22 protein-coding genes are annotated in these 23955 nt (G+C 70.4%); 12 read left to right on the top strand and 10 right to left on the bottom strand.

Going from position 1 to position 23955, the window contains the following annotated elements; translation table 11 throughout:
• Window positions 1–108: 108 nt before the first annotated feature.
• Genes cheB through QHF85_RS10360 form a run of 7 tightly spaced genes read right to left on the bottom strand, consistent with a single transcriptional unit; the run spans window position 109 to window position 8299 of the window.
• On the bottom strand, window positions 109–1218 hold the full coding sequence (gene cheB / locus QHF85_RS10390) for a chemotaxis-specific protein-glutamate methyltransferase CheB (RefSeq protein ID WP_348652727.1): 1110 nt from the start codon (window positions 1216–1218) through the stop codon (window positions 109–111).
• A gap of 37 nt (window positions 1219–1255) precedes the next feature.
• Entirely contained in the window at window positions 1256–2158 is a 903-nt protein-coding gene (locus QHF85_RS10385; RefSeq protein ID WP_281326955.1) for a protein-glutamate O-methyltransferase CheR, read from the bottom strand.
• Entirely contained in the window at window positions 2158–4368 is a 2211-nt protein-coding gene (locus tag QHF85_RS10380; protein WP_281326954.1) for a HEAT repeat domain-containing protein, read from the bottom strand. The genes QHF85_RS10385 and QHF85_RS10380 overlap by 1 nt, the downstream gene beginning before the upstream one ends.
• A 10-nt stretch (window positions 4369–4378) precedes the next feature.
• The gene (locus tag QHF85_RS10375; protein WP_281326953.1) at window positions 4379–4873 is read right to left on the bottom strand and encodes a chemotaxis protein CheW; all 495 of its coding nucleotides are present in this window, start codon (window positions 4871–4873) and stop codon (window positions 4379–4381) included.
• Between the two features lie 33 nt (window positions 4874–4906).
• Complete coding sequence (locus QHF85_RS10370; RefSeq protein ID WP_281326952.1) at window positions 4907–5485, bottom strand: chemotaxis protein CheW; 579 nt, start codon at window positions 5483–5485, stop codon at window positions 4907–4909.
• Window positions 5475–7859, bottom strand: coding sequence for a chemotaxis protein CheA (locus QHF85_RS10365; protein ID WP_281326951.1), 2385 nt, complete (start codon window positions 7857–7859; stop codon window positions 5475–5477). Before QHF85_RS10365 ends, QHF85_RS10370 begins: the two co-directional genes overlap by 11 nt.
• A complete protein-coding gene (locus QHF85_RS10360) occupies window positions 7856–8299 on the bottom strand; it encodes a response regulator (protein WP_281326950.1) in 444 nt (147 codons plus the stop codon). The genes QHF85_RS10365 and QHF85_RS10360 overlap by 4 nt, the downstream gene beginning before the upstream one ends.
• Window positions 8300–8554: 255 nt before the next feature.
• Here QHF85_RS10360 and QHF85_RS10355 point away from each other — a divergent pair, with 255 nt between their 5' ends.
• The 4 genes from QHF85_RS10355 to QHF85_RS10340 all read left to right on the top strand — a co-directional run bounded on the left by QHF85_RS10355 (window position 8555) and on the right by QHF85_RS10340 (window position 11843).
• Complete coding sequence (locus tag QHF85_RS10355; protein WP_281326949.1) at window positions 8555–9634, top strand: VWA domain-containing protein; 1080 nt, start codon at window positions 8555–8557, stop codon at window positions 9632–9634.
• An 84-nt stretch (window positions 9635–9718) separates the two neighbouring features.
• Entirely contained in the window at window positions 9719–10111 is a 393-nt protein-coding gene (locus tag QHF85_RS10350) for a response regulator (protein WP_281326948.1), read from the top strand.
• A 39-nt stretch (window positions 10112–10150) separates the two neighbouring features.
• Window positions 10151–11416 (top strand): ATP-binding protein, encoded by a 1266-nt coding sequence (locus QHF85_RS10345; protein WP_281326947.1) that lies wholly within the window; start codon window positions 10151–10153, stop codon window positions 11414–11416.
• A 73-nt stretch (window positions 11417–11489) separates the two neighbouring features.
• Window positions 11490–11843, top strand: a complete 354-nt coding sequence (locus QHF85_RS10340; protein WP_281326946.1) for an Hpt domain-containing protein — start codon at window positions 11490–11492, stop codon at window positions 11841–11843.
• Here QHF85_RS10340 and QHF85_RS10335 read toward each other — a convergent pair whose 3' ends face one another.
• Both QHF85_RS10335 and rlmN read right to left on the bottom strand, forming a co-directional pair.
• A complete protein-coding gene (locus QHF85_RS10335) occupies window positions 11844–13262 on the bottom strand; it encodes a protein kinase (protein WP_281326945.1) in 1419 nt (472 codons plus the stop codon).
• Between the two features lie 134 nt (window positions 13263–13396).
• Window positions 13397–14548, bottom strand: a complete 1152-nt coding sequence (rlmN, locus tag QHF85_RS10330; protein ID WP_281326944.1) for a 23S rRNA (adenine(2503)-C(2))-methyltransferase RlmN — start codon at window positions 14546–14548, stop codon at window positions 13397–13399.
• 175 nt (window positions 14549–14723) lie between these two features.
• Between rlmN and QHF85_RS10325 the strand changes: the two genes are divergently transcribed.
• From QHF85_RS10325 to mtnA, 5 genes are all read left to right on the top strand, one after another.
• On the top strand, window positions 14724–16379 hold the full coding sequence (locus QHF85_RS10325) for a hypothetical protein (protein ID WP_281326943.1): 1656 nt from the start codon (window positions 14724–14726) through the stop codon (window positions 16377–16379).
• A 3-nt stretch (window positions 16380–16382) separates the two neighbouring features.
• Window positions 16383–17219 (top strand): hypothetical protein, encoded by an 837-nt coding sequence (locus QHF85_RS10320; protein ID WP_281326942.1) that lies wholly within the window; start codon window positions 16383–16385, stop codon window positions 17217–17219.
• A 66-nt stretch (window positions 17220–17285) separates the two neighbouring features.
• Window positions 17286–18134 carry an SDR family oxidoreductase gene (locus QHF85_RS10315; protein WP_272424932.1) on the top strand — a complete coding sequence of 283 codons (849 nt, stop codon included), beginning with the start codon at window positions 17286–17288 and terminating at the stop codon, window positions 18132–18134.
• A 4-nt stretch (window positions 18135–18138) separates the two neighbouring features.
• Window positions 18139–18459, top strand: coding sequence for a hypothetical protein (locus QHF85_RS10310; RefSeq protein WP_281326941.1), 321 nt, complete (start codon window positions 18139–18141; stop codon window positions 18457–18459).
• Window positions 18456–19559, top strand: coding sequence for an S-methyl-5-thioribose-1-phosphate isomerase (gene mtnA, locus QHF85_RS10305; RefSeq protein WP_281326940.1), 1104 nt, complete (start codon window positions 18456–18458; stop codon window positions 19557–19559). The genes QHF85_RS10310 and mtnA overlap by 4 nt, the downstream gene beginning before the upstream one ends.
• A gap of 5 nt (window positions 19560–19564) precedes the next feature.
• Here the strand turns inward: mtnA and QHF85_RS10300 are convergent, their stop codons facing one another.
• A complete protein-coding gene (locus QHF85_RS10300; RefSeq protein ID WP_281326939.1) occupies window positions 19565–20338 on the bottom strand; it encodes a hypothetical protein in 774 nt (257 codons plus the stop codon).
• A gap of 550 nt (window positions 20339–20888) precedes the next feature.
• Here QHF85_RS10300 and QHF85_RS10295 point away from each other — a divergent pair.
• The 3 genes from QHF85_RS10295 to QHF85_RS10285 all read left to right on the top strand — a co-directional run bounded on the left by QHF85_RS10295 (window position 20889) and on the right by QHF85_RS10285 (window position 23768).
• Entirely contained in the window at window positions 20889–21986 is a 1098-nt protein-coding gene (locus QHF85_RS10295) for an Rpn family recombination-promoting nuclease/putative transposase (protein WP_281326938.1), read from the top strand.
• Window positions 21987–22051: 65 nt separating this feature from the next.
• A complete protein-coding gene (gene lipA, locus QHF85_RS10290) occupies window positions 22052–23128 on the top strand; it encodes a lipoyl synthase (RefSeq protein ID WP_281326937.1) in 1077 nt (358 codons plus the stop codon).
• A 70-nt stretch (window positions 23129–23198) separates the two neighbouring features.
• Window positions 23199–23768 carry a hypothetical protein gene (locus tag QHF85_RS10285; protein ID WP_281326936.1) on the top strand — a complete coding sequence of 190 codons (570 nt, stop codon included), beginning with the start codon at window positions 23199–23201 and terminating at the stop codon, window positions 23766–23768.
• Window positions 23769–23955: the final 187 nt, after the last annotated feature.

Below are 23955 nucleotides of genomic sequence, written 5' to 3'. Positions count from 1 at the left end.
CAACTTTCGCGCGGCGCGGAAGCCTGCGCGGAAGCCGCGTCAACGAGCGAGACCCGCGGGGGTGTGGGGGGCAGAGGAAGGACCGAAGGGACGACCGGAGCCCCCCACCTAGGACAACTGCGCCACCCAGTCGACGATCTGCGGCAGCCCCATGACCTCGTTCACCACGCCGGCCTTCACCGCCGCGCGCGGCATGCCGTAGACGACTGCGGTCTCCTCGCTTTCCGCGATGATCGTGCCGCCGCCGGCGCGGATCGCGCGGGCCCCGGCCACGCCGTCGTCGCCCATGCCCGTGAGGATGACGCCGTACGCGCGCGAGCCGACAGGCGCGAGGCTGCGAAGGAGGCGGTCGGCGCTCGGGATGTAGCGGTCGTGCTGCGATGGAGGGCCGACGCGCAGGCGGATCTCGTTCCAGCCGAGGCCACTCGGGCCCTGTGAGACGACCGCCTCCATGCAGTTCTTGCCAGGGCAAATGAAGGCGCGGCGCGCGGTGACGATGTCGCCGTCGACGGCCTCCGTCACGCGGATCGCGCTCTTCCTGTCGAGGCGCTCGGCGAAGGTGCGCGTGAACTTCTCCGGCATGTGCTGGGCGATGAGGATCGCCCCGGCAAACTTCTCGGGGACGCGGCTCAGGATCTCGAGCAGCGCCGTCGGACCCCCCGTCGAGGAGCCGATGCCGACGATGAAGCGCGCCGCGATGTTCGTGGTCGAGCGCGTGCTCGGCTGCTCGGGCTGCGCCGTGGAGAGGACCGGCGGCGTGGCCGTGGAGCGCGGGAGCGGAGGGATGGCGCTGTTCCGCTGGCTCACGGCCGCGAGCGGGCGCAGGTAGCGGACGAGCAGGACCTTCTGGAGGATCTCGCGGCGCAAAGAGGCGTCGGGCGCGAGCCTCTGGGTCGGCTTTGCGACGAAGTCGACGGCGCCGAGCTCGAGGGCCTTGAAGACGTTCTCCTTGTGGCTGTAGCTCGACACCACGATCACGGGCGTCGGCTGCCGGACCATCAAGATGCGAAGGAAGGTAAAACCGTCCATCTTCGGCATCTCGAGGTCGAGCGTGATGACGTCCGGCTTGAGGCTCAACGCGAGGCGCAGCGCCTCCTCGCCGTCGCCCGCCTTGCCGACGACCTCGACCTCGTCGCTGCCGGTGAGGATGTCGGCGATGTTCCTTCGGTTGTAGGCGGAGTCGTCGACGACGAGTACCCGCAGCGGACCGGCCTTCACCACCGTTTCACCTCTGCTGCATCCCTTGCCGAAGTGCTCATGGCTTCCCCGATCCGAGCGTTCCGCCGTCCAAACCCCCCGGGACGAACCGCGAGGCCGTGATGGGCTTTCGATAGACGAGGTCGTCGCGCAAATGCACGAGCTCGAACGCGGTCGAGACGTTGAGGAGCGACTCCGAGTGGCCGAGGAGCAAGAAGCCGCCCGGCAGGAGTCGCTCGTAAAACATGTCGATCACGCGGCGGCGCGACACGTCGTCGAAGTAGATGAGAACGTTGCGGCAGAAAATGATGTCGACGCGGCCGACGACCGAGGCGCGGACCGGATCGAGCAGGTTCAGGTGTCCGAAATGGCACCACGCCCGGAGGTCGTCCTGCACGTGCATGCCGTCGGGCTTCTCGACGAAGTACTTCCGCTTGAGATCGACGGGAATCGCGCGAAACGACGAGGATCCGTAGACGCCGCGGCGCGCGTGGGCCACGCAGCGGCGCGAGATGTCGCTGCCGAAGATGCGGACGTCGCGGCGGCCGGACAAACCGGCCTCCCTGGCCGTGATGGCGATGGAGTAGACCTCCTCGCCCGTGGAGCAGCCCGCGCTCCAGATGGAGAGGCTCTCGCGGCTCAGCGGCGGGCGGCGGAGCATCGGGAAGAGCTCGGTGCGCAGCGCCGTGAGCTGGTAGTCTTCGCGGTAGAAATAGGTCTCGTTGATCGTGACGAGATCCAGCGCTTCGTCGAGCTCCGCACGGCCCCGATCCGGCGAGCGGAGGAGCTGGTAGTACTCGCCGAACGAGTGCAAGCCATGCACGCTGAGGCGCTCGCGCAAGCGCCGCTCGATGACCGGGCGCTGCTCGGGGCTCAGCGAGATGCCGCAATGCTGGTTGATGAGATCCCGCAAGAGGCGGAACTCGTCCGGCGCGAGGCGGATCTCATCCGGGAAGCGCATCACGACCCGAAGAAACCCCTTTCTCCCCGCCAACGGATCGACGAGAGCGCGCCCTCGAGGGTGTCGCGGACGTCCCGATCGAGCTCGTGCGACGCGCGCTGCGCCAGGCGCTCGCGCAAGGTCGAGTTGTCGCTCGCCGCGATCGTCTCGGCCGCGAGGAGCCGGACGTCGGGCGAGGGATGGTCGAGGCAACGGAGGAGCGCTTCGCCATCGGGGCCGCTCGTCTCGACCTTGAGCAGCGCCGCCTTGACGACAGCCGGATCAGGGTGATCGAGCGCCGCGACGAGGGCCGCCTGCCTACCCAGCGTGCCCCAGCGCAGGCGCCCGATGGCCTCGGCCGCGGCGATCGCGACGACGGCCTCGGCCTCGCGGGCGAGCGGCCCGAGGGCGTCGATGAGCGTGGCCGCAGCGCGCCCCGCGGCCTCGGGCGGGATCGTGGAGAGGGCCTCGCCGAGCGCGCGGATCGCGGTGGCGACGAGCTCGGCATCCATGGAGCGGCCCGCGATGTCGAGGATGGTGCGGAGGCTCGGGGTCTCGTGCGCGTCCGGCGAGGTCTCGCGTCGCCGCGCCGCCGCGCCGAGGTAGCCGAGCGCGCGCGCCGCAGCGAGCTGGACCTCGCGTTCTTCGTCGGCGAGCGCGAGCGAGAGGACGTCGAGCGCAGAGTCGCCGCCGATCTCGGCGACAGCGCCGATGGCGGCGCGGCGCGTGCGTACGTCCTCGGCCGCGGCGGCGCGCGCGAGGAAGCCGAGGTCGCCGGGCGACGGAGGCGGGCTCGATTTGCTGCGCGTGGCCGCGAGGGCGCCGAGGAGGATCGCGGCGGCGAAGGCGTCGTCGCCGGGGCCGTGGACGAGGCTGTCGCCGAGCGCACGCGCGGCCTTCTCGTGGCGGGTCGCGAGCGAGGCGAGCGCGCCTTCGGCCGCATGAGCGACCGGGCGGATCGGCGAGGCGACGAGGCGCGCGGCGAGCGTGAGGTCTTCCTCGGCGCCGAGCTTCGAGAGGGCGAAGAGGGCGCTCGTCGCGACGCGGCGCTCGTCGTCGAACGCGGCCTTGCGCAGGGCTTCGAGCAGCGCCGTCGGTCGCTCGGGCGCGCCGGGCGCGAGGGCGATGCCGGCGGCGACCTCGATGAGGGCGGCGCGGACGTCGGCGACGAGCGGCGTCGCGCCTTGTTCGGGCGCGATGCGCGCGACGAGGCCGGGCAACGCGGCGGGGCCGAGGAGGAAGAGGGCGCGTTCGGCCTGTTCCGTGAAGGTCTCCTCGGCGAGCGCGGCGGCCGCCGCGTCGACGACGCCGGGCGCGCGCGCGACCGCAGCGAGGAGGAGCGCCATGGCGCGCTGGTGCGGCGAATCGGCGCCCTCGGCCGTGGCGACGCGCACGAGGCGCTCGCCGAGCTCGGGGCCTTCGGCGGCGAGGGCCTCGGTGACGGCGGGCAGGAGCGGGCCTTCGGCGAGGCGCGCGAGCGCGGTGATGGCCTGCAGGAAGGTGCCGCCGCGCGCCTTGTGGAGCATGCGGGCGAGCGCCTTCGCGGCCGCGGGGCTGTCGGAAGCGGCGGCGGCCGAGAGGGCCGCGGAGCGCAGGGAAGGGTGCTCGAGGAGCGGCGCGAGGCGCTCCCAGGGGATCACGGCGCCGAGGGCGTTGAGGCCTTCGAGCGCGGCGAGCCTGGCGAAAGGATCGGCGCTGTCGAGGCAACGGAAGAGGAGGCGCTGGACCTCGACGGGCGCGATCGGACCGAGCTGCGCGATGGCCTCGACGGCGCCCTGGCGGACGTTCTCGTCGGGGTCGCGCAGCGAGCGCTCGAGGACGACGAGGGCGTGCGGGTCGCGCGTGTAGCCGAGGGCCTGGACGGCGAGCTTGCGGCCGTCAGCGTCGAGGCGCGCGAGCGAGGCTTCGAGGGGCGCGGTCGCGGCGCTGCCGCAGTTCGCGAGGACCTCGATCGCGGCGTTGCGCAGGCCCACGTTGTCGCAGGGCTCGAAGGTCTTGACCATGGCCGCGATGAGGCTCGGCGCGGGGATGAAGGCGCGCGCGGCGTACGTGGCCTCCTTGCGGACGCGCCAGTCGGTGTCGCCGAGCGCGCGGACGAGGAGCGGGAGCGCGTCGTAGAGCGGCAGCTCCGCGGCGAGGGAGGTGGCCTGGCGGCGCTCCTCGGCGTCCGCGGCGTCGAGGGCGGCTTCGATCAGCGCAGGCGAGACGAAAGGGATCGAAGGGGGGGTCACGGCGCGCTCCTCAAAAGTCGTCCAGCGGCGGCAGGACATCGGCGATGTCGTCGACGATCTCCGTGAACCGCTTCGTATCGAGCACGAAGACGAGCAAGCCGTTGTGGTTCGTGACGCCCGAGATGCCTCGCAAATCACGGCCTCCGCCGACGGGAGGCGTCGGGCGGATCTCGTCGGCGCCGGTGCCGAAGACCTCGGAGACGGCGTCGACGACGAGGCCGACCATGCGCACACCGGCGTCGACGAGGATCCACTTCGTCGAGCGGGTCGGCTCGGTGGGCGGCAAGCCGAAGCGGATGCGCAGATCGAGGACGGGCACGACGTCGCCGCGGTGATCGGCCACGCCCGAGACCTCGGGCGGGGTGTGCGGGAGCGGCGTGACCGGCAAGGGGTTCACGATCTCGCGCACCTGGCCGATCCCGATCGCGTAGTGCACGTCGCCCACGACGAAGCCGACGAGGCTCTTCTGGGGATCGGCGCGGTGTCTCTGGCCATAGTCGGGCATCTGCTGGGTCCGTCTCTCCCGAACGGCGGTCCGTCAGGACGAAAGCACCACCTTCAAATCGAGCAGGATGATCACGGACGCGTTCTGGCGAACGACGCCGACGCTCTTCAGCGCGACCCCCTTCCCCTCCTGCGCGGGCGCCTGCGCCTGTGCGGGCCGCGCGATGCCCGCGATGTAGCTCGCGACCTCGCCGCCGAGCGCCGTGGCCGTATGCTCGATCTCGCTGTCGGCGAGGCGATAGACCTGGAGGACCTCGTCGACGTAGAGGCCGAGCAGCTCCAGGCCCATCGGATCGACGAGCAGGATGCGCGCCTTGCTCGTGACGGGCCCCTCGGCGAGGCGCAGGCGGCGGCGCAGGTCGATCACCGTGACGAGCTGCCCGCGCACGCTGATGATGCCCATGATCGACGAGGGCGCGCGCGGCACGGGCGTGAGCGGGTGGAGCTTCAGGATCTCGCGGATGATCGAGACGGGCGCGGCGTAGACGTCGCCCGCGAGGCGGAACGCGAGGTACTCGGTGATCGGGCCGCGATCGCGCTGCGCCTTCTTGCGCTTGACGCCCGCGGCGGGGACCACCGCGGAGGACGTGCGGCGGGCCAGGTTAGAAGCCATGGGTCCCTCCGTGCATGCGGCCACGATCCGCGTGCGCGAACATCTCCTCGACGAGCGCGGGCGCGTCGAGCACGAGCGCGATCCGCTGGTCCGCGAGCTGCGTCGCGCCCGCGAAGCCCGCGACGTTCTTGAGGCTCGGGCCGAGGCCCTTGATGACGACGTCCTGCTCGCCCACGAGCGAGTCGACGACGAGGCCGAGGCGGCGCGTGCCGACCGCGGTGACGACGATGAACCTGCGCTTCTGCCGCGGCGCGAGCGCGGTCCGCGCGGAAGGCGAAGAGCTTCCCGCCGGGCGATACGGGAAGGCCGCGGCCGCGTAGTCCTGGCGGATGCTCTCGCTGCGCAACGAGCCGCGCGGCGGCACGCCGCCGGCATGGCCCATCGGAGGCACGTCGAACCCCGAGCCGAAGGGGCCGGTGCCGCTCGAGTCCGGCGTGTCGGCGAGGCCGAAGAGGCGACCCAGGTAGCAGAGCTGCAGCGTGCTGCCGCGCAGGGTCACGGCCTCGCGGCCGTCGATCACGCGCACCGCCTCGGTGTCGAGCCAGACGGCCTCCTGCACGTTCGCCAGCGGGATGGCGAACTGCTGGTCGCTCACCTTCACGATGAGGGCGCTGATGATCGCCAGCGTGATCGGCAGGGTCACCGTGAACTTCGTGCCGATGCCAGGCTCGCTCTGCACGTCGATCACGCCGCCGAGCTTCGAGATGTTCGTCTTGACGACGTCCATGCCGACGCCGCGGCCGCTGATCTCGCTGACGGAGCTCTTCGTCGAGAGGCCGGGCACGAAGATGAGGTTCAGGACCTCGCGGCGGCTCATCGTGCGCGCCTCGTCCGCCTGCACGACGCCCATCCGGATCGCCTTCTCCAGGAGGCGCTCCGTGTCGATGCCCTTGCCGTCGTCCTCGATCTCGATGACGACGTGGTTGCCCTTCTGGAACGCGTTCAGCGCGATCGTGCCGACGGCGGGCTTGTTCACGGCCTCGCGCATCTCGCGCTCCTCGATGCCGTGATCGATCGCGTTCCGCATCATGTGCATGAGCGGATCGCTGAGCTCCTCGACGATGAGCTTGTCGACCTCGGTCTCGGCGCCCGTGATGACGAGGTTCACCTGCTTGCCAGCCTCGCGGCTGATCTGCCGGGCCACGCGCGCGAGCTTGTCGAAGACCTGGCCGAGCGGGACCATGCGGACCTCGAGGATCCCGCGGCGCAGGCTGATGACGTTGCGCTCGAAGTCGCGCTGCAGCCGGTGCAGGTTGATCCGGAGCTCGCGGTTCGTGTGCGCGTCGCGCATCTTCTCGAGCAGGCGCTCGAGCTCCGTGCGCACGATCGACAGCTCGCCGACGATGTTCATCAAGACGTCGAGCTTCTGGATGTCGACGCGCACCGTCTGCGCGACGCTCTTGATCGTGCCGAGCTCCTGCGCCTTCGGCGGGATGCTCGCGCCCGCGTCGAGGCGCGGCGCCGGGAAGGGGTGCGGCGCCGTCATGTCGAGCGGCACGTGGCCCATCGGCGGCATCGCGCTCGGCGCGTGGCTCGGCGCGACCGGCGGCGGCGAAGGCGTGGGCGTGGGGATGTGATGCGCCTGGGCGGCGGAGACGGCCGGCGGGGGCGCAGGCGCAGGCCCGGGCCCGTCGCCCTGCCGCGGAAGCGGCTCGACCTCCACGCCGAGGTGGTTCAGCGCGCTGTGCAGCGTGGCCGCCGAGGCGCGCGAGCCCATCAGGATCTCCAGCGTGATCGAGTCGATGTCGTCGCCGTCGCTGGCGGGCAGGTACGTGATGATGTCGCCGTGCGGCTTCGCGGTCGCCTTGAGCTCGTCGAGCCCTTGATCGATCGTCGCGAGCTGGAAGCGCACGCGCAGCCGGTAGAGCGTGTTGCCCTGCGCGATGTTCGTCTTGAGCTTGTGCTCCTCGAACTCGGTGAGCACCGCGAGCAGGTTCGGGTCGATGATCGGCCCGCCGCCGCCCGTCGCGCCGCCCGCGCCCGCCCCACGATCGAGCTGCGCGAGGAGCTTCTCGAGCTCCGGCATCGGCTGGTCGCGGCCCTCTTTCTCGGCCTGGAGCAGCTTGCCGTAGAGCTGCACGGAGGCGAAGAGCAGGTCGAGCACGGGGGCCGTGACGTCGACCTTGCCGAGGCGCAGATCGTCGAGCAGCTCCTCGAGCTTGTGCGAGAGGCTCGACATCCGCGTCGCGCCGAACAGGCCCGCCAGGCCCTTCAGCGTGTGCACCGCGCGGAAGACGTCGTTGATCAGATCCGGGTCGACGTGGCCGGACTTCTGCGCCTCGTCGAGCGCGAGCAGATCCCGCCCGAGCCCTTCGACGATCTCCTGCGCCTCGGAGAAGAACTCCTCGCGCGCGCGTTCGCTCTCGCTCGTCAACGCGATCCCTCGCTGCTCTCGGCCGGAAGGGAACTGCGCGCTTGCAGGATCGTCGTGATGGCGCGCTGCAGCGCCTCCACCGTGAAGGGCTTCGCGAGGAACGCGTCGGCGCCGAGCGCGAGGCCGCGCGCCCGGTCCTTCTCGGAGGACTGCGTCGAGATGACGATCGTGGCGACCTTGCGGTGTCGCTCGCTGTCGCGCATGAACCGGAGGAGCTCGAGCCCGTTGATGTCCGGCATGTTGATGTCGGTGATCACGAGGTCGTAGTGCCCGCGCGGCAGGAGGCGCAGCGCGTCGAATCCGCTGGCAGCCTCGACGATCTCCACCTCGCCGAGCGCGTCGTCCGGGCTCGCGGCGAAGAGCCCCGGCGCATCCTCGAGCGCCGCGCGGATGAACGCCCGGAACGCAGAGGAGTCCTCGACGACCAGGATACGAGCCATGTCGTGAGGTTAGCGGAAACGCCTCACGATCAGGAGGTTTTTGGGGGAGCGTCGCCGGCTGCGGCCCCCGCTCCCGTGACCTGCCCCGCGGAGCCCGCGGATTTCTTGCCCGGAGAGGCGCCCTCGCCGGGGCACCTTCTGCGCGAACGTGCAGATCTTGCGTCCCGTGGGGGCCGGGGTGGGGTTCGTGGTCACGTAGCTGTCCAGACGACCGCGAATTGACAGGGCCGCGGAGGTGCTGCCCTAATGCGATCCGTGAACGACAGAAACAAGGCCGCGCGCGGCGCGGGTACCACTTCCTACGCCTGGGTGACGCTCTTCTCGCTGCTGGCGCTCTTGGTCGCCGCGTGCGGGGGTGGCTTGAACGTCCGGCTCATCAACTCGGCGCAGAAGAAGCCCAACAACGTCTGGGTCTTCTTCACGGTCGACGCGGGCAAGGACAAGCCCGTCGGTGGCCTCAAGGCCGAAGACTTCAAGATCTACGAGGACGGCGAGCTCGTCTCGACGTTCGAGAGCAAGCAGATGATCCAGAACCCGGAGGTCGCGGCCGTCATGTACACGATGCTGCTCGTGGACATGAGCGGCAGCGTGACCGAGTCCGGGCAGGCGGACGCGCTCGTCGACGCCGCCAAGGCTTTCGCCGAGCGCGTCGGCAAGACGCAGAAGGTCGGCGTGTACGCGTTCGACGGCTCGGAGAAGATCCACTCGGTCGTGCCCTTCACCGAGGCGCAAGGCTCGGTCGAGGGCGGCCTCGAAGGGCTGCGCAGCTACAAGCCGAAGGACCCGTCGACGAACCTGCACGGCGCCGTCGTCGATGGTCTCGCGACGCTCAAGAAGGAGCTCGACAAGGACAAGCGCCCGCTCAAGTTCGGCTCGCTCGTCGTCTTCTCGGACGGCACGGATCGCGCCGCGCGCGTGACCCGCGACCAGATGAAGGACGAGATGGACAAGGACGAGTACGAGAACTACCAGATCTACGCGATCGGCGTCGGCGCCGAGATCGGCAAGGCGAAGCTCGACGAGATCGGGCGCGACGGGACCGAGCTCGCGACGGATCAGGCGAAGGTCAAGGAAGCCTTCGACAAGATGGCCGCGCGCATCGAGTCGCACATGAAGCGCTTCTACCTGCTCTCGTACTGCACGCCCGCGCGCAAGGGCGACCACGAGGTCAAGATCGAGGCGATCAGCAAGCAGGATCCCGAGGGCTCCGGCGACGTCGAGTACAAGTTCAACGCCGACGGCTTCGGGCCTCCGCCCGACTGCGATCCGAAGACGCCTCCGGCCTTCGATCTGAAGGAGCCGGCGCCGAAGGCGGCCGAACCCGCCGCCAAGTAGTTCGCCGCCGAAGCATCGACACGACAAGGCCCGCGCGCATCGCGGTATGCGTGCGGGCCTCGTTTCTTTCGAGGGGATCCGCGCATGCCCGTTTCGAAGGTGCTGCTGGTCGACGACGAGCCGCACATCCGACGAATTGGTGAGCTGAGCTTGAAGGGCGTCGGCAAATGGAAGGTCGTGCTCGCGTCCTCGGGACTCGAAGCGCTCGACATCGCGGCGCGTGAGTCGCCCGACGTCATCCTGCTCGACGTCATGATGCCCGGTATGGACGGCCAGGAGACGCTCCTCGAGCTCCGCGCGCGCGAAGCCACGGCCGCGATCCCGATCATCTTCATGACCGCGAAGGTGCAGAAGCACGAGGTCGATCGGTACCGGGCGCTCGGGGCCGCGGGCGTCATCCCGAAGCCCTTCGATCCGATGGCCCTCCCCGGACAGATCCTCGATATCCTCGCTTCGTACGCGGCGCTGCGACCTTGATCGTGGCCCGCTGCGTGCAAGGGGGTGGGGAGCATCTTCATGAAAGCAGCACCTCTCCCGAGCAACGAGATCGAGCGGCTCGCGGCGCTCAGCGACGCGGCGATCCTCGACACGCCCCCCGAACCCGCGTTTGACGATCTCACGCGCCTCGCGGCCTCGATCTGCCGTACGCCGATCGCGCTCGTCTCGCTCGTCGATCGCGAGCGCCAGTGGTTCAAGGCGAAGGTCGGGCTCGACGCGAGCGAGACGCCGCGCGAGGTGGCCTTCTGCGCGCACGCGATCCTCGGCCAGGAGCTCTTCCTCGTTCCGGACGCATTCGAAGACGAGAGGTTCGTCGACAACCCGCTCGTGACCGGCGGGCCGCACGTGCGGTTTTACGCGGGCGCGCCGCTCGCGACCGCGGACGGACACAACCTCGGGACGCTCTGCGTCATCGATCACGGCCCACGTCAGCTCGACGAGGCGCAACGAAGCGCGCTCTCGGCGCTCGCGCGCCAGGTGGCCGCGCAGATCGATCTCCGCCGCGCGAACGGGCGGCTGGCGAATCTCAACGGCGAGCTCGTGGCGCGGGCGCGCGAGGCCCACGCGGTCATCGAGCAACGCAAGGCCATCGAGCGCCTCAAGGACGAGTTCGTCTCGACGGTCTCGCACGAGCTGCGGACGCCGCTCACCTCGATCCGCGGGGCGCTCGGGCTCCTCGAAGGCGGCGTGCTCGGCGAGCTGCCCGCCGAGGCGATGGAGGTCGTGACCATCGCCCGCACCAACACCGATCGGCTCATGCGGATCATCAACGACATCCTCGACCTGGAGAAGATCGAAGCGGGCAAGCTCGATCTCTCTCCGAAGCACGTCGACGTGCGGCGGCTGGTGTCGAGCCTCGTCGACAGCCTCGCGCCCGTGGCAGCCGAGGCGAAGGTCGAGCTCTGGGCGGACGTGCGAGGCGAGGTGGGCCTCGTGGTGGATGAGGACCGGATCGCTCAGGTGCTCACGAACCTGATGTCGAATGCCCTCAAATTCTCGCCGCCCGAGGAGCGGATCGAGCTCTGCGTGGAGGCGACGTCGGCCGGACGCGTGCGCTTCGAGGTGCGCGACCGTGGACCCGGGATCGCGGAGGCGGACCTCGCGCGGCTCTTCAACCGGTTCGAGCAGCTCGACGGCGATCGCCGGCGCAAGATGGGCGGCACGGGCCTCGGGCTCGCGATCTCGAAGGCGATCGTCGAGCAGCACGGCGGCACGATCGGCGTCGCGTCGAAGCTCGGGCAAGGCAGCACGTTCTGGTTCGAGCTGCTGCACGAAGGCGCGTGACGGAGGAACGAGCGCGAGCGCGTCGAAATCTCGGGGCTTGCCCCGCGCGCTCCGCCTATCATCGACGCACCCGATGGCGCATACGAAGGACGACGAGATCCGAGCGGCGCTCCTGGAGTTACGCAGGGAGTACCTGACGGAGCTGCCGGACCTCTTGCAGCAGCTCGCCGACGTCGTGTCCGCGGCGAAGCAGGAGAGCCGGAAAGACGCGATGCGCGCCGCGGTGTCGAGGGCGCACGCGCTGCGCGGGACCGCGGGTTCGTACCGGTTTCAGGAGATCAGCGACGCCGCCGGCCTCATCGAGGATGCGTTGCTCGGCATCCAGGGCGAGTGGCTCCCCGCGGAGCAAGCATGGCCCGAGATCGAGCGCGCGCTCGCGGGCGCCCGCGCGGCGTGTGATCGCGCGGTCGCCGAGCTCGGGGCGTAGTCACGGGGGAGGCGCGGCGCCCCAGCCGGCGCGCTCGACGATGCCGTCGATCGTGTCGACGAGGCGGCGCAGATCGATCGGCTTCGCCACGAACTCGCGCACGCCGAGGACCGCGAACTTCCAGCGCTCCTGCGGGCCGACGCGGCCGCTGAGGACGACGACGCGCGCGTGGTCGCCGCGGGGCAAGGCGCGCAGGTGCGAGAGCGTGTCCACGCCGTCGAGGTCGGGCATGTCGAGGTCGAGCAGCACGAGATCGGGCGGCTCGTCGCGCGCGGCGTCGAGCGCGGCCTGGCCCGAGCGCGCGACGTGGATGCGCACCGAGCGGCCCTTCAAGGCGAGCTCGGCGGCCTTGGCGGCGAACTTGGCGAAGGCCGGATCGTCGTCGACCGCGAGCACGCGGAGCGGCCTCACGGGGTTCTCGCCGGGCATCCGGGTGCTCGGCGGCGGAAGCTCGCTCGACGGCGTCGGGGCGGCCTTGGGCGAGCCGGCGCGGACGAGGTCGCGCGCGAACGTCACGCAGCTCGGGTACCGATCGGCGGGGTTCTTGGCGAGCACGCGCGAGAGCACGGCGTCGAAGGGAGCGAGCTCGGGGCGCACCGACGAGGCGAGGGGCACGGGCGCGCTGCGGTGGGCGTAGAGCAGCCGCACGACGTCGCGCTCGAGGTACGGCGCGCGCCCCGTGAGCAGCTCGAACGCCACGCAGCCGAGCGCGTAAATGTCGCTCCACGGGCCTCCCGGGATCCCGTCCGCGCCGAGCCCTGCTTGCTCGGGCGCCATGTAGATCGGCGTGCCCTCGATCGTCTCGGGATCGGGATCCGACGACTGCTGCGCGATCCCGAAATCGATGAGCACGGGCCTGCCGGTGTCCTCCTCGATGACGATGTTGCCGGGCTTGACGTCGCGATGGACGATGCCCCGGGCGTGCGCGGCGTCGAGCCCGTCGGCGATGCGGCTCAGGATGGTGAGCGCGCGGTGCTGCGGCAGGAGGCTCTGGCGCTCCCGGTAGTCGTCGAGGATCGCTTGGAGCGAGCGGCCCTCGACGTACTCCATCGCGAAGAAGTACGAGCTGCCGTGGCGGCCGAACGCGTACACCTGCACGACGTGCTGATCGCGCAGCGTCGCGAGCGCCTTCGCTTCCTGCTGGAGCTTCTGCTCCGCGAGCGCGTCGCCCCACGTCGGCGCGATGAGCTTCAGGGCGACCGTGCGATCGAGCCAGATATCGCGCGCGCGATAGACGACGCCCATGCCACCGCGGCCGAGCTCTCGCTCGACGCGGTAGGTGTCGCCCACCAAGAAGCCTGGCTCGGGCGTGCTCACGACGCGCGTGAGGGTCACGTCGACGACGTGGCCGAGCTCGTCGATCGATGACGTGTCGCTGAGGGCTTCGCCGGATCTGTCAGGCGACGAAGGTGTGCTCATGAAGCGCTGCCCGCCCGGCATGAACATATGCCGGCCCCTTTCCCTTGTAGGCCGGCTGCTCGGGCGTCGCGAGTGAAAAAAACGCGCTCGCAGGGGCGTGTGATGAGGATTCCTCCGTGCCGGTGCTTCGCGCGTCAGGCGCCTTCGGTCACGCCGCTTCGTTCGCGCTCGGCGCGACGCGCGCCCGCGAGCTGGCCACACGCGCCGCCCACGTCGCGACCGCGGGGCCTGCGGACGAGCGTCGTCACGCCGTGCGACGACAGCCGCGCGACGAAGGCGTCGAGCCGCTCGGGCGCGGGCGGTCGGAGCGCCGGATCGGGGCCCGGGTTGCACGGGATCACGTTCACGCGGCAGCGGATCCCGCGGACGTAGGCCGCGAGCAGATCGGCGTCCTCGGGCGCGTCGTTCCATCGGTCGAAGAGCACGTACTCGAAGAGCACGCGGCGGCCGTGCGGGAGCGCGGCGAGGATCGCGTCGCGCAGCGCCGCGAGCGGGAAGCGCGCGTTGATGGGCATGATCGCGCGGCGGCGCTCGTCGTCCGGCGCGTTGAGGCTCACGGCGAGCTCGGCGCGGCTGCCCGCGAAGAACGCGGGTAGTTTGTCGGCGACGCCGACGGTGCTCACCGTGACGCGCGAGGGCGCGAAGGCGAACGCGCGATCGTCGGTGAGCAGGCGCAGGGCGCGCAGCACCTCGGGCAGGTTGTCGAAGGGCTCGCCCATGCCCATGAACACGAGGTTCGAGAGCGGTGGCGCGCCGCCGGCCTCGTTCCAGAGCGCGCGGGCGAGCCGGACCTGATCGATGATCTCGCCCGCGGCGAGCTGCCGTTCGAGCCCGAGCCGCCCCGTCTCGCAGAAGGCGCAGGCGCGCGCGCAGCCGACCTGGCTCGAGATGCAGAGCGTGGTGCGACCGGGGCCGGGGATGAGAACGGACTCGACGAGGGCGCCGTCCCGGGCGCGAAAGAGAAGCCGGATCGTGCCGTCCTCGGCCGGCGCGCGCTCGTGCAGCGCGAGCGCGGGCGCGGGATCGAGCGCGGCGAGCGCCTCGTGGGCCCAGGCGCCGATGCCGAGGCCTGCGAAGACCGCGGGGCCCCAGGGCACCTCCGCGACGTCGCGGAAGAACGCGTGCCGGACGATCCGGGCGGCGGCCGAGCGCGCGGCCGAGGGCGCTCCGCCGGCGGCGACGAGGCGCTCGGCGAGCGAGCCTGCGTCGTGCGAGCCGAGGAGCGTATCGCCGCGGGCGGCGCGCGAGACCAGCGGGATCCCCCCGCGCTTGTCGAGAACGTCCACGCCCCTCCTGTTACTACGGCGACGGCCGGCGCGGCAGTCGCGCGGGAGATCCGCCCGAGCGACCCGGCTGTCCGAGCCTTCATCCTCACCTTTTCCACAGCCCTGTGGACAACCTGTGGTGCAGTGGGGTCCGAGTTCTTCCGGCTCCCCGCGCCGTTAAGGTAGAGTTCGCCCGATGCGTCCTTTGGGTCTCGTACACCGCGCTTTGCTTGCGCTCGCGTTCGGCTCTCCGCTCTTTTGCGCCTTGCCCGCGCATGCGGCGGCGCCGAAGGACGCGCAGGCCGAGAAGGCCATCACGCAGGCGATGGATGTCGACTACCTGGAGACGAAGTTCGACCAGGCTGAAAAGCGACTCCGGACCGCGATCGATGCGTGCGGCGCGGACAAATGCACGCCGAGCGTGAAGGCGCGGGCCCTCGTGGCGCTCGGCGTCGTGCTCGCGGGCGGCAAGAAGCAGCTCGAGGACGCGCGTGAGGTGTTCGTCGAGGCGCTGACCCTCGACAAGGCGGCGAAGCCCGACGAGGACATGAGCTCGGGCGAGGTGAAGTACGCCTACGAGCAGGCGCGCAAGCAGCTCAAGCTCGACGGCGCGCCCGGGCCTTCGGCGGGGGGACAGCCCGCGCCTTCGGGGCAGGGCATGACGCACGCGGCGCCGACCGAGCAGCGCGTCGACACGCCGCTCCCGCTCTATGTGCGGCTCGCGCCGGAGCTGCAAAAGGACGCGAAGAAGGTCACGGTCACCTACCTCGCCCCGGGCGCGAGCGACTGGAAGACGCTCGTGATGAAGAAGGTCGGCGAGTTCGGCTTCGGCATCAACGTGCCGTGCACCGACGTCACGAAGCAAGGCAAGCTCGACTATTACATCACGGTCACCGACGCGGAGGGCGCGATCGTGACGGGCGCGGGCTCGCGCGCGCAGCCTTTGAGCACGGCGATCAAGGCGCGCATCGAGGGCGATCCGCCGAGCTGGCCCGGCTTCGCGCCGCCCGAGCTCTGCGTGAAGGTCGAGTCGGGGCCGAAGCAGTGCCTCGACGACAACCAGTGCAACGCGGGGTATTCGTGCGTCTCCGGCGAGTGCGCGAAGAAGCCGGACGCCTTCGAGGAGGAGCCGAAGGACACGGGCCCGCGGAAGAACTGGGTCTCGCTCACGATCGGGCCGGACATCTCGATTTTCTCGGGCAAGGACGTCTGCGCGGTCGACGTGCAGGAGCGGGATCACTTCGTGTGCGTGCGCGAGGACGGCAGCCGCTACCTCGGCGCGCCCACGCCGGGCGTCGCGAACGACGTGTCCGCGGGCCTCGCGCTCTCCACGATCCGCGTCATGGCCGGCTACGATCGGTTGTTCCTCGACAACATCCTGGCGGGCGTCCGCATCGGCTTCGCGTTCCGCACGTCGAGCGCCGAGGACGCGAGCTTCTTGCCGGTGCACGCGGAGCTGCGCGGCAGCTACTTCATCGGCAAGACCCCGTTCGCCGGCCTCGGCGCGCGCCCGTTCGTCTTCGCAGCGGCGGGGCTTGCGCAGATCGACACGCCTGTCAGCGTGCAGGTGCTCGAGGACGGCGTGGCCTGCGGCGCGCAGAACCCGGCCGACCAGAACAGCGCTTGCACGAAGCCGGGCAACCCGGTGTACGAGGGCACGCGCGTCGAGCAGCGGGTCCAGACGCTCAAGGCCTACAAGCAAGCGGGGCAGGGATTCCTCGCGCTCGGCGGCGGGTTGCAGTATGCGCCGCTCGAGCGGGTCGCGATCAGCGTCGGCCTGCGCGCGAACGTGACGTTGCCCGTGGTCACGTTCGTGCTGACGCCCGAGGTGGGCGCCACGATCGGATTCTGAAGAATGGCCGAAGTACAACCCAGCAAGCTCGACGCGGCCCTCGATCAGGTCCTCGCGGGGGGACCCCTGCGCGGCCTGATCGACGTGCTCGATCGACACTCGAACCTGCCCGGCACGCGCCCGAACCTCGATTTCGCCCGCACCGTGGGCATCGCGATCGCGTCGCGTCGCGGCAAGGCGGACGCGCTCGTCCGCGCGCTGCTCGGATCTCCCGGCGAGTATCCGGTGATCGTCGGGGCGCACGCGCTCGCCCAGCGAGCCATCGTCGGGCTCGATCCGCGCGGGGCCATGAGCACGCTGCACGACCTCGCCGACGAGCCGCGGCACCTCGTCCGCATGGGCATCGTCTCCGCGCTGCGCGAGGTGCTGCTCGCGAAGGGCGAGGAGACGCTGCCCGAGCTCGCGACGTGGACCGACGGCTACTTTCACGCGCACGTGGTGCTCGAAGCGCTCGCGGATCGTGAGGTCCTCGATCGGCTGCGCGGGCCGGAGGAGGTGATCGCGCGGCTCGACGAGGCGTTCGCGCTCGCCGACGTATCGCCCCGCGCGGCGGAGCGATCGCAGGGCCTGCGCACGTTGCGCGAGGCGATGCCGACCGAGGTCGCGGTGTTCGCGGCGCGCTTCCCCGAGGTCGTCGCGTGGGTCGAAGCGAAGACTGCCTCGAAGCGCCCGGAGACGCGCGAGGTCGTATCGCAGGCCATCACGGCGCTGCGCCGGGGAGGGCTGAAAAACGCGGAGGCCGCGCGGATCGCGGGGCTCTTGGAGGCGAGCAAGAAACCGGCCCGCGACGCGGCTCGAATCGTTCAAGGGACGCGAAAGCGGAGCAAAGGGCGGCGCTGACGGCGCGCTCCCTTCGGGCGACGAAATCCGTCGCGGAGGGTGGCTGCGTGCAGTATGGAACCCGCCATGCGGCTCGAGAACAGGGTTGTCTTCATCACGGGCGCCTCACGGGGCATTGGTCGGGCGGTCGCGCTCGCTTGTGCGCGGGAGGGCGCGGACGTCGTCATCGCGGCGAAGTCGGAGGTCGAGGCGAATCCCCGGCTCCCGGGGACGATCCACAGCGTGGCCAAGGAGGTCGAGGCGCTCGGCCGCCGTGCCCTGCCGATCAAGCTCGACGTGCGTGACGCGGACGCGTGCGAGGCGGCGGTCGCGCAGGCCGCGGCGCATTTCGGCCGGCTCGACGTGCTCGTGAACAACGCGGGCGCGCTCTGGTGGGCGGACGTGCTCGGGACGCCGGTGAAGAAGTTCGACCTCGTGATGGGCATCAACGTGCGCGCCTCGTTCACGCTCGCGCGCGCGGCCTTGCCGCACATGATCGAGCGCAAGTGGGGGCACATCGTGATGATGTCGCCGCCGGTGGACGTGAACGGCATCGCGCACCATGGGGCCTACGCGGTTTCGAAGTTCGGCATGACGATGATCGCGCTCGGGATCGCGGAGGAGGCGAAGGCGCACAACGTCACGGCGAACGCGCTCTGGCCGGCGACGGCGATCGAGAGCTACGCGACCATCAACTTCGGCCTCGGCGGCCCGGAGTTCTGGCGCAAGTCCGACATCCTCGCGGACGCGACGCTCGCGCTGATCACGAAGGAGCCCTCGGCGCGCCCGGGCAAGGCCTGGATCGACGAGGAGCTCTTGCGCAGCGAAGGCGTCACGGATTTCTCCAAGTACCAGTGCGCGCCTGGCCATGAGCCGCCGCATTTCCCGTTCTCGGCGCTCCCGACGACGACCGAGACCGTCGACAAGAAGAAGTGAAGCCATGGCTTCGAGCGACGACGACGACGACCGAACGATCGGAGCGGGCTCCTCCTTCAGGGTGGATCCGAGCCGGGAGATCGCGAGCGTGTTCGACGATCTCGAGGATCTCCTGAAGAACGGCGACGTGATCGAGGCCCTCTCGCAGAAGGGCGTGAACGCGAGCATCGCGCTCACGGCCATCGAGGGCCTCCGGGCCTACCTGGAGGGGAAGAAGGCCGAGGCCGCCGAGGATTTCGCCATGGTGGCGGAAGAGATCCGAGGCCGGCTCGAGCTCGCCCGCGCCGCGGAGGGCCCCAAGAACGGGCAGGGGGGGCACTCATGACCACGGTGGCGCCACCGCCCTGGTATCCAGCCCCGGCGCTCTCGGGCGCGGGCTACTCGGCGGCCGAGCTCGCGGAGAGCTGCGATCGCGTGTTCCTGCTCGACCAGCGGGATCTGCCGGCGCGCGAGGTCTACGTGACGTTGCGCTCGGCCGAGGAGGTCGCGGAGGCGATCCGCGCGATGGTCGTGCGCGGCGCGCCGGCGATCGGGATCGCGGCGGCGTACGGCATGGTCCTCGCCGCGCGCGCGCTGCGTCCGGCGGTCGCCGAGCGCTACGTGGCCGGCCTGCGCGCCTCGGCGAGCATGCTGGTGGCGGCGCGGCCGACGGCGGTGAACCTCTCGTGGGCGGTCTCGCGCATGCTCGTGTCGGCGGAGGCGCACGCGAACGACCCGGCCGAAACGCGCGTCGCGGAGCTCGCGGCGCTCGCGCGGCGCATCCACGTGGAGGACCTCGAAGCGTGCCGGCGGATGGGCCGGGTCGGCGCGGCGCGGATCCCGGACGGCGCGACGATCCTCACGCACTGCAACGCGGGCGCGCTGGCGACGGGCGGGTATGGCACGGCGCTCGGCGTGGTCCGCGCGGTGGCGGAGTCGGGCAAGCGCGTGCGGGTGCTGGCGGACGAGACGCGGCCGTACCTGCAAGGCGCGCGGCTGACGGCGTGGGAGCTGTCGCAGGACGGCATCCCGGTCGAGGTGATCACGGACTCGATGGCGGGTTATTTCCTGCGGCGCGGCGAGGTCACGGCGATCGTGGTGGGCGCGGACCGCATCGCGCGGAACGGGGACATCGCGAACAAGATCGGCACGTACGGGCTCGCCTGCATGGCGAAGCATCACGGCGTCCCGTTTTACGTGGCCGCGCCGTGGAGCACGGTCGACCTCGCGACGCCGGACGGCGACCACATCCCGCTGGAAGAGCGCAGCCGGGACGAGGTGGTGCGGGTGGGCGGCGCGGTGCTCGTGCCGGAAGGCGTGCCCGCGCGGCATCCGGCGTTCGACGTGACGCCGGCCGAGCTGATCACGGCGATCTTCACGGAGCGGGGCGAGTTTGCCGCGGGGGAGATTGCGCGGGCGGGGGAGGCGGGCGGGGTGAGCGGGTAGGGGTTTTACGCCGGCGCAGCTGGCTGCGCCGGCGCATCGTTTCCAGAGAGCTCACTTGACGGCGCGCGTCGCGTGGTCTCCTTCTCTGCTGCGTGGAGGGGGCCCAGGATGGTGCTCACGCTCTCCTCGTCCGCGCCCTCGAGTTCGAGCGTCGTCTCGACGTGGCGCGCGACCTTGATCCAGAAGTTGCGCGCCTTGAGCGCGTCCATCTTCGATGGGCCGGCGGCGCCGGCAGCGACGGTGAGTTTTTCCTTCTGATCCTCCATGAGCCCGAGCTCGCGACCTGCTTCGAACCAGGCTTCGGCGACGTTCCACAACTTGCCGCCGGGCACGGGCAAACTCTTCAGGAGGGCACGCGTCTTTTCGGAGATACGCGCCTCGGTGAGCTCCACGGCGCCGGCTTCGTCGTGATAACTCTCCTTCGTCGCGCTGAGGCCGCTCGGGAGGAGCTCGTCGCGCGCCGCGAGGATGGCCTCGGCGTCCTTGGGATCGTCGGCGGCCTCGGCGAAGCCGGTGAGCACGAACCACGACGCGCGGATCTTGCGGTCGTGTCGCTTGTCGGCGGCGGCTTGTTTGTCGGAGAGCGCGGAGAGCTCTTTCGAGGTGGAGAGGTCCTTCTTCTGGGTGGAGAGCAGGCCCGCGTGGGCGGCTTCGATCTTGCCGATGAGGGTGGTGCCCGAGGGGAGCGCTTCGATCGCGGGGCGATCACGCGCGGGGTCGAGCCATGCCTCGGTGATACGAACCATCCGGGCGGTGGAGATGTCCTTGAGGTTTCCCATCGACGTGCCTCCTTGGTGCAGGGGTGCGAGAAGAACGCCGCGGGGGAGGAAAGATTCACGGTGGCTGTCCGTGGGAGCAGCGTTCTGACGGGGGAGGGGGGACGGTGGGGGAGCGTGGCGGGGGCGTTGGGGGGAGGAGGCGCGACGGTGGGGGAGCGTGGCGGGGGCGTGGCGGGGAGGGACGGGTACGGAGGGGGTACGTACGTCGATAACCTGAACGTGTGGAGTGGAGTAGGCTTCGGTTGGGTGGGTAGCGTCGGCGTGCGTGGATGCCGGTCCCTCGAGCGACTCGCGATCTACGGAGTTCCGCACACAAGCCATCCCCACCCCAGGATCCAACAGGCATATTGGACTCGCAGGTAGGGCATGACGATGGATTCGCGCGTGCCAGCTGGGAGGTCCCCAATGAGTTCAATCGCCTGTAGTGCAACAGCGTTCATTTGATCAATGAATGCGCCGCGCGGTCTCCCGAAAAGCGCGGGCCCCTTCCCCATGACAGCCCTCGCGTAAAACTTGTTCTTCCCGGGCTCCCTGGACAAACGTCCCGGCCATGCCCAAGCCGCGCCGTCGGGTTCCTCTTCCTCAGCCGCACGACGCGCTCTTCAAGTGGGCGTTTTCCCAGCGCGAGCACGCCGTCGGCTTGCTGCGCGCTGCGCTGCCGAAGGCGCTCTCGGCCGCGATCGACTGGAGCAGCCTGCGCCTCGAACAGGGCAGCTTCGTCGACCGCGCGCTCCGCCATCGCCACGGCGATCTCGTGTTCTCCGCGCGCATCCGCGGGAAAACCGTCTACTTCCACGCCCTCGTCGAGCAGCAGCGCGCCGTCGAGCCGCTCATGGTGTTTCGCATGGGCGTCTACATGTTTCGGCTCTGGGAGCAGCTCGTCCGCGACGACCCGGCTCTGAAGGAGCTCCCGCCCATCATCCCCATCGTCGTCCATCACAGCGAGGCGGGCTGGACGGCGGCCACCGCGTTCCAGGATCTCGTGGTGATGGACGAGGCGGTTCGTCCCGTCCTCATGCCGTTCGTCCCGCGGTTCGAGCTTCGGCTGATCGACCTCGGCGGTGGACGCGCGGGGGATCTCGTGGAGCAGGCGCTCACGGCGCTCGGACAGGTCGTCCTCTGGTGTCTGTCCGTGGCGGGTGACGATGCTCGGTTCGAGCGGGAGATCGAGCGGATCGGCGAGGCGCTCGACGAGGTGCTTCTGGCAAGGGACGGCTTTGCTGCACTCGGCGTGTTGCTGCGGTATCTTGCAGCCACACACGAGCGTATCAGCGCGGAGAAGGTCGGAGAGATCCTGGAGAGTGCGACGGGGTCGAAGGCGCGAGAGGTGATCATGACCTGGCTGGACGAGATCGAAGAGCGGGGGCGCGTGGAAGGCCGTGTGGAAGGGCGCCTCGAAGGCCGCGTCGAGGGCCGCATGGAGGGGCAGGCGCGGCTGCTTCGGAGGCTGCTCACCGTGCGGTTCGGCGCCCTGCCGGCTTCTGCTCGCGCGCGGATCGCCAAGGCCGACGAGGCCACGCTCAGCCGCTGGGGCGTCCGGCTGCTCACGGCAGAGACCCTGGACGACGTGTTCGGCGAGGCTCCCCGTGCTCCGCTCTCCCCGCGCGCTGCGAAGAGCCGCGTCCGCGTTCGACGCAGCCCCGCATGACTGCACGCTCGCGCTCTCGCGCGCGTCCCTTGCCCCCACCTCCCGCCGGCTCCAGAACGGAAACCATGACCGCCGCTTCCCGCTTCGCCCCCAAGCCTCCCTGGTTGAAAGTCCGCGCGCCTGGCGGCGACACGTACCATCACCTCAAGCAGACCTTCCGCGAGCTCGACCTCCACACCGTCTGCGAGGAGGCGCGTTGCCCGAACGTCGGTGAGTGCTGGCGTGAGGGCACGGCGACGGTGATGCTCCTCGGCGACGTCTGCACCCGCGGCTGCCGCTTCTGCGCCGTCACCACCGGCAACCCGCGCGGCGCCGTCGACACCCGCGAGCCCGAGCACGTCGCGCGCGCGATCGCCCGGCTCGATCTCCAGTACGTCGTCATGACCATGGTCAACCGCGACGACCTCCTCGACGGCGGCGCCGAACACGTCGGCCGCACCGTTCAGCGCTTGAAGTCGCTCCGCCCCGACATCCTCGTCGAGACGCTCGTCGGCGATTTCAGCGGACATCTCTCCGCCGTCGACACCGTCGTCGACGCCCGGCCCGACGTCTTCGCGCACAACGTCGAGACCATCCGTCGCCTCACGCGCACCGTGCGCGATGTCCGTTCGAGCTACGACCAGTCCCTCGCCGTGCTCGAGCGCGCCAAGGCGCGCGCGCGGGCGCAGGGGATCGAGGGTCAACTCACGAAGAGCTCGATCATGGTCGGCGTCGGCGAGACGGACGACGAGGTCATCGAGACCCTGCGGGATCTGCGCGGCGTGGGCGTCGACGTCGTCACGATCGGCCAGTACCTCCGGCCCACGCCCAAGCATCACGAGGTCCTGCGGTTCGTCCCGCCGGAGACGTTCGCGCGCTACGAGGAAGAAGCCCTCGCGATGGGCTTCCTCTACGCCGCGTCCGGCCCGCTCGTCCGGTCGAGCTACCGCGCTGCCGAGGTCTTCCTGCGCAGCCTCCTGCGGGGCAAGGGCGGCGAGGGCGGCGACGTGCAGGCCGAGCTCGATGCGCGGCTCGACGTCGCGCGTCGGGAAGCTCGGCGCGTCGCTCTCGAGCTCGGCGCTCCTTCGAGTGTCGAGGTGCCGCTGGGGACACGGGCCGAGTCTGCGGGCCTCGTCCCTGCCGCGTCGCTCGTGCGGCGGTGACCTTCGAGCGCACTTGGCGTTTCGCCCGGAGTGTGTGAAAAGGGGCGTCGAGGGAAGAAGGGATCCCGGCATGAGCCCCGACGAGAAGTTCATCGATCGCGTCACGCAGTGCATCGCACGGCCCGGGCCGAACGCCCCGCGCGGCGTGCAGCACTCGATCCTGGCGCAAGCCGCGCGTCTCGCGCAGAGCCGTCCCCTCGGGGACGAGGCCACGGCCCCTTCCGGTTTCGATCCTGCGGCGGCTGCGCTCTTCGAGGGCACGGTCGAGAGCGCGTACCTCGTGGCCGCCTCGGACGGCCCGCTCACCTCGACCGAGGACGCCGTGCTGCGCGTCATCGTGGGCATCGGCTGTGATGGCAAGGTCTCGCCCGAGCAGATCGAGGCCCTCTTCGGCGAGCTCGTCTCCACGCAGCAGCGCGAGAGTGAAGAGGAGCGCGTCGCGCACATCGCCCAGATGATCACGCATCGTGATCACCAGCACGAGGTGCTGCGCATCGCGGCGATCATGGCGCGCGCGTCGGGCGGCGTGCGGGCCGGTGAGCGCGCTTTGCTCGAGCGGCTTGCGCAGCGCTTCACGCTCGGCTCGGCGGCGGTCGACGCTGCGATCGCCGAGGCCAGCGAGTCCCTCGGGACCGTCTGACGCTTGGCGCATGGGGACTGTGCGTGGACGCGCACGCCTCTTCCCATGCGTGCTCGTCATGCTGCATGTGCAGCACGAAATCGCGCAATGATTGCCGGCCGTTCTGCGGGCTTTTCGCAGATGCAACGCTCACGACGCGGCGTGTTGTAAAATGGCGTGATCTGCGCTTGGCCCCTGGCCATTCTGT

Origin of the sequence: Polyangium sp. 6x1, from assembly GCF_029946515.1 — a bacterium.
Classification (GTDB): Bacteria; Myxococcota_A; Polyangia; order Polyangiales; family Polyangiaceae; genus Polyangium.
Note: the sequence above shows the minus strand (reverse complement) of the source record. Positions and strands in the feature narration are given on the sequence as shown.

Bases quoted from the DNA above. Each gene is read 5' to 3' on its own strand.
- QHF85_RS10385 (WP_281326955.1), bottom strand. From the start codon at position 2,158: ATGCGCTTCCCGGATGAGATCCGCCTCGCGCCGGACGAGTTCCGCCTC.
- QHF85_RS10375 (WP_281326953.1), bottom strand. From the start codon at position 4,873: ATGCCCGACTATGGCCAGAGACACCGCGCCGATCCCCAGAAGAGCCTC.
- QHF85_RS10370 (WP_281326952.1), bottom strand. From the start codon at position 5,485: ATGGCTTCTAACCTGGCCCGCCGCACGTCCTCCGCGGTGGTCCCCGCC.
- QHF85_RS10360 (WP_281326950.1), bottom strand. From the start codon at position 8,299: ATGGCTCGTATCCTGGTCGTCGAGGACTCCTCTGCGTTCCGGGCGTTC.
- QHF85_RS10350 (WP_281326948.1), top strand. From the start codon at position 9,719: ATGCCCGTTTCGAAGGTGCTGCTGGTCGACGACGAGCCGCACATCCGA.
- QHF85_RS10345 (WP_281326947.1), top strand. From the start codon at position 10,151: ATGAAAGCAGCACCTCTCCCGAGCAACGAGATCGAGCGGCTCGCGGCG.
- QHF85_RS10340 (WP_281326946.1), top strand. From the start codon at position 11,490: ATGGCGCATACGAAGGACGACGAGATCCGAGCGGCGCTCCTGGAGTTA.
- QHF85_RS10335 (WP_281326945.1), bottom strand. From the start codon at position 13,262: ATGAGCACACCTTCGTCGCCTGACAGATCCGGCGAAGCCCTCAGCGAC.
- QHF85_RS10325 (WP_281326943.1), top strand. From the start codon at position 14,724: ATGCGTCCTTTGGGTCTCGTACACCGCGCTTTGCTTGCGCTCGCGTTC.
- QHF85_RS10320 (WP_281326942.1), top strand. From the start codon at position 16,383: ATGGCCGAAGTACAACCCAGCAAGCTCGACGCGGCCCTCGATCAGGTC.
- QHF85_RS10315 (WP_272424932.1), top strand. From the start codon at position 17,286: ATGCGGCTCGAGAACAGGGTTGTCTTCATCACGGGCGCCTCACGGGGC.
- QHF85_RS10310 (WP_281326941.1), top strand. From the start codon at position 18,139: ATGGCTTCGAGCGACGACGACGACGACCGAACGATCGGAGCGGGCTCC.
- mtnA (WP_281326940.1), top strand. From the start codon at position 18,456: ATGACCACGGTGGCGCCACCGCCCTGGTATCCAGCCCCGGCGCTCTCG.
- QHF85_RS10300 (WP_281326939.1), bottom strand. From the start codon at position 20,338: ATGGGAAACCTCAAGGACATCTCCACCGCCCGGATGGTTCGTATCACC.
- QHF85_RS10295 (WP_281326938.1), top strand. From the start codon at position 20,889: ATGCCCAAGCCGCGCCGTCGGGTTCCTCTTCCTCAGCCGCACGACGCG.
- lipA (WP_281326937.1), top strand. From the start codon at position 22,052: ATGACCGCCGCTTCCCGCTTCGCCCCCAAGCCTCCCTGGTTGAAAGTC.
- QHF85_RS10285 (WP_281326936.1), top strand. From the start codon at position 23,199: ATGAGCCCCGACGAGAAGTTCATCGATCGCGTCACGCAGTGCATCGCA.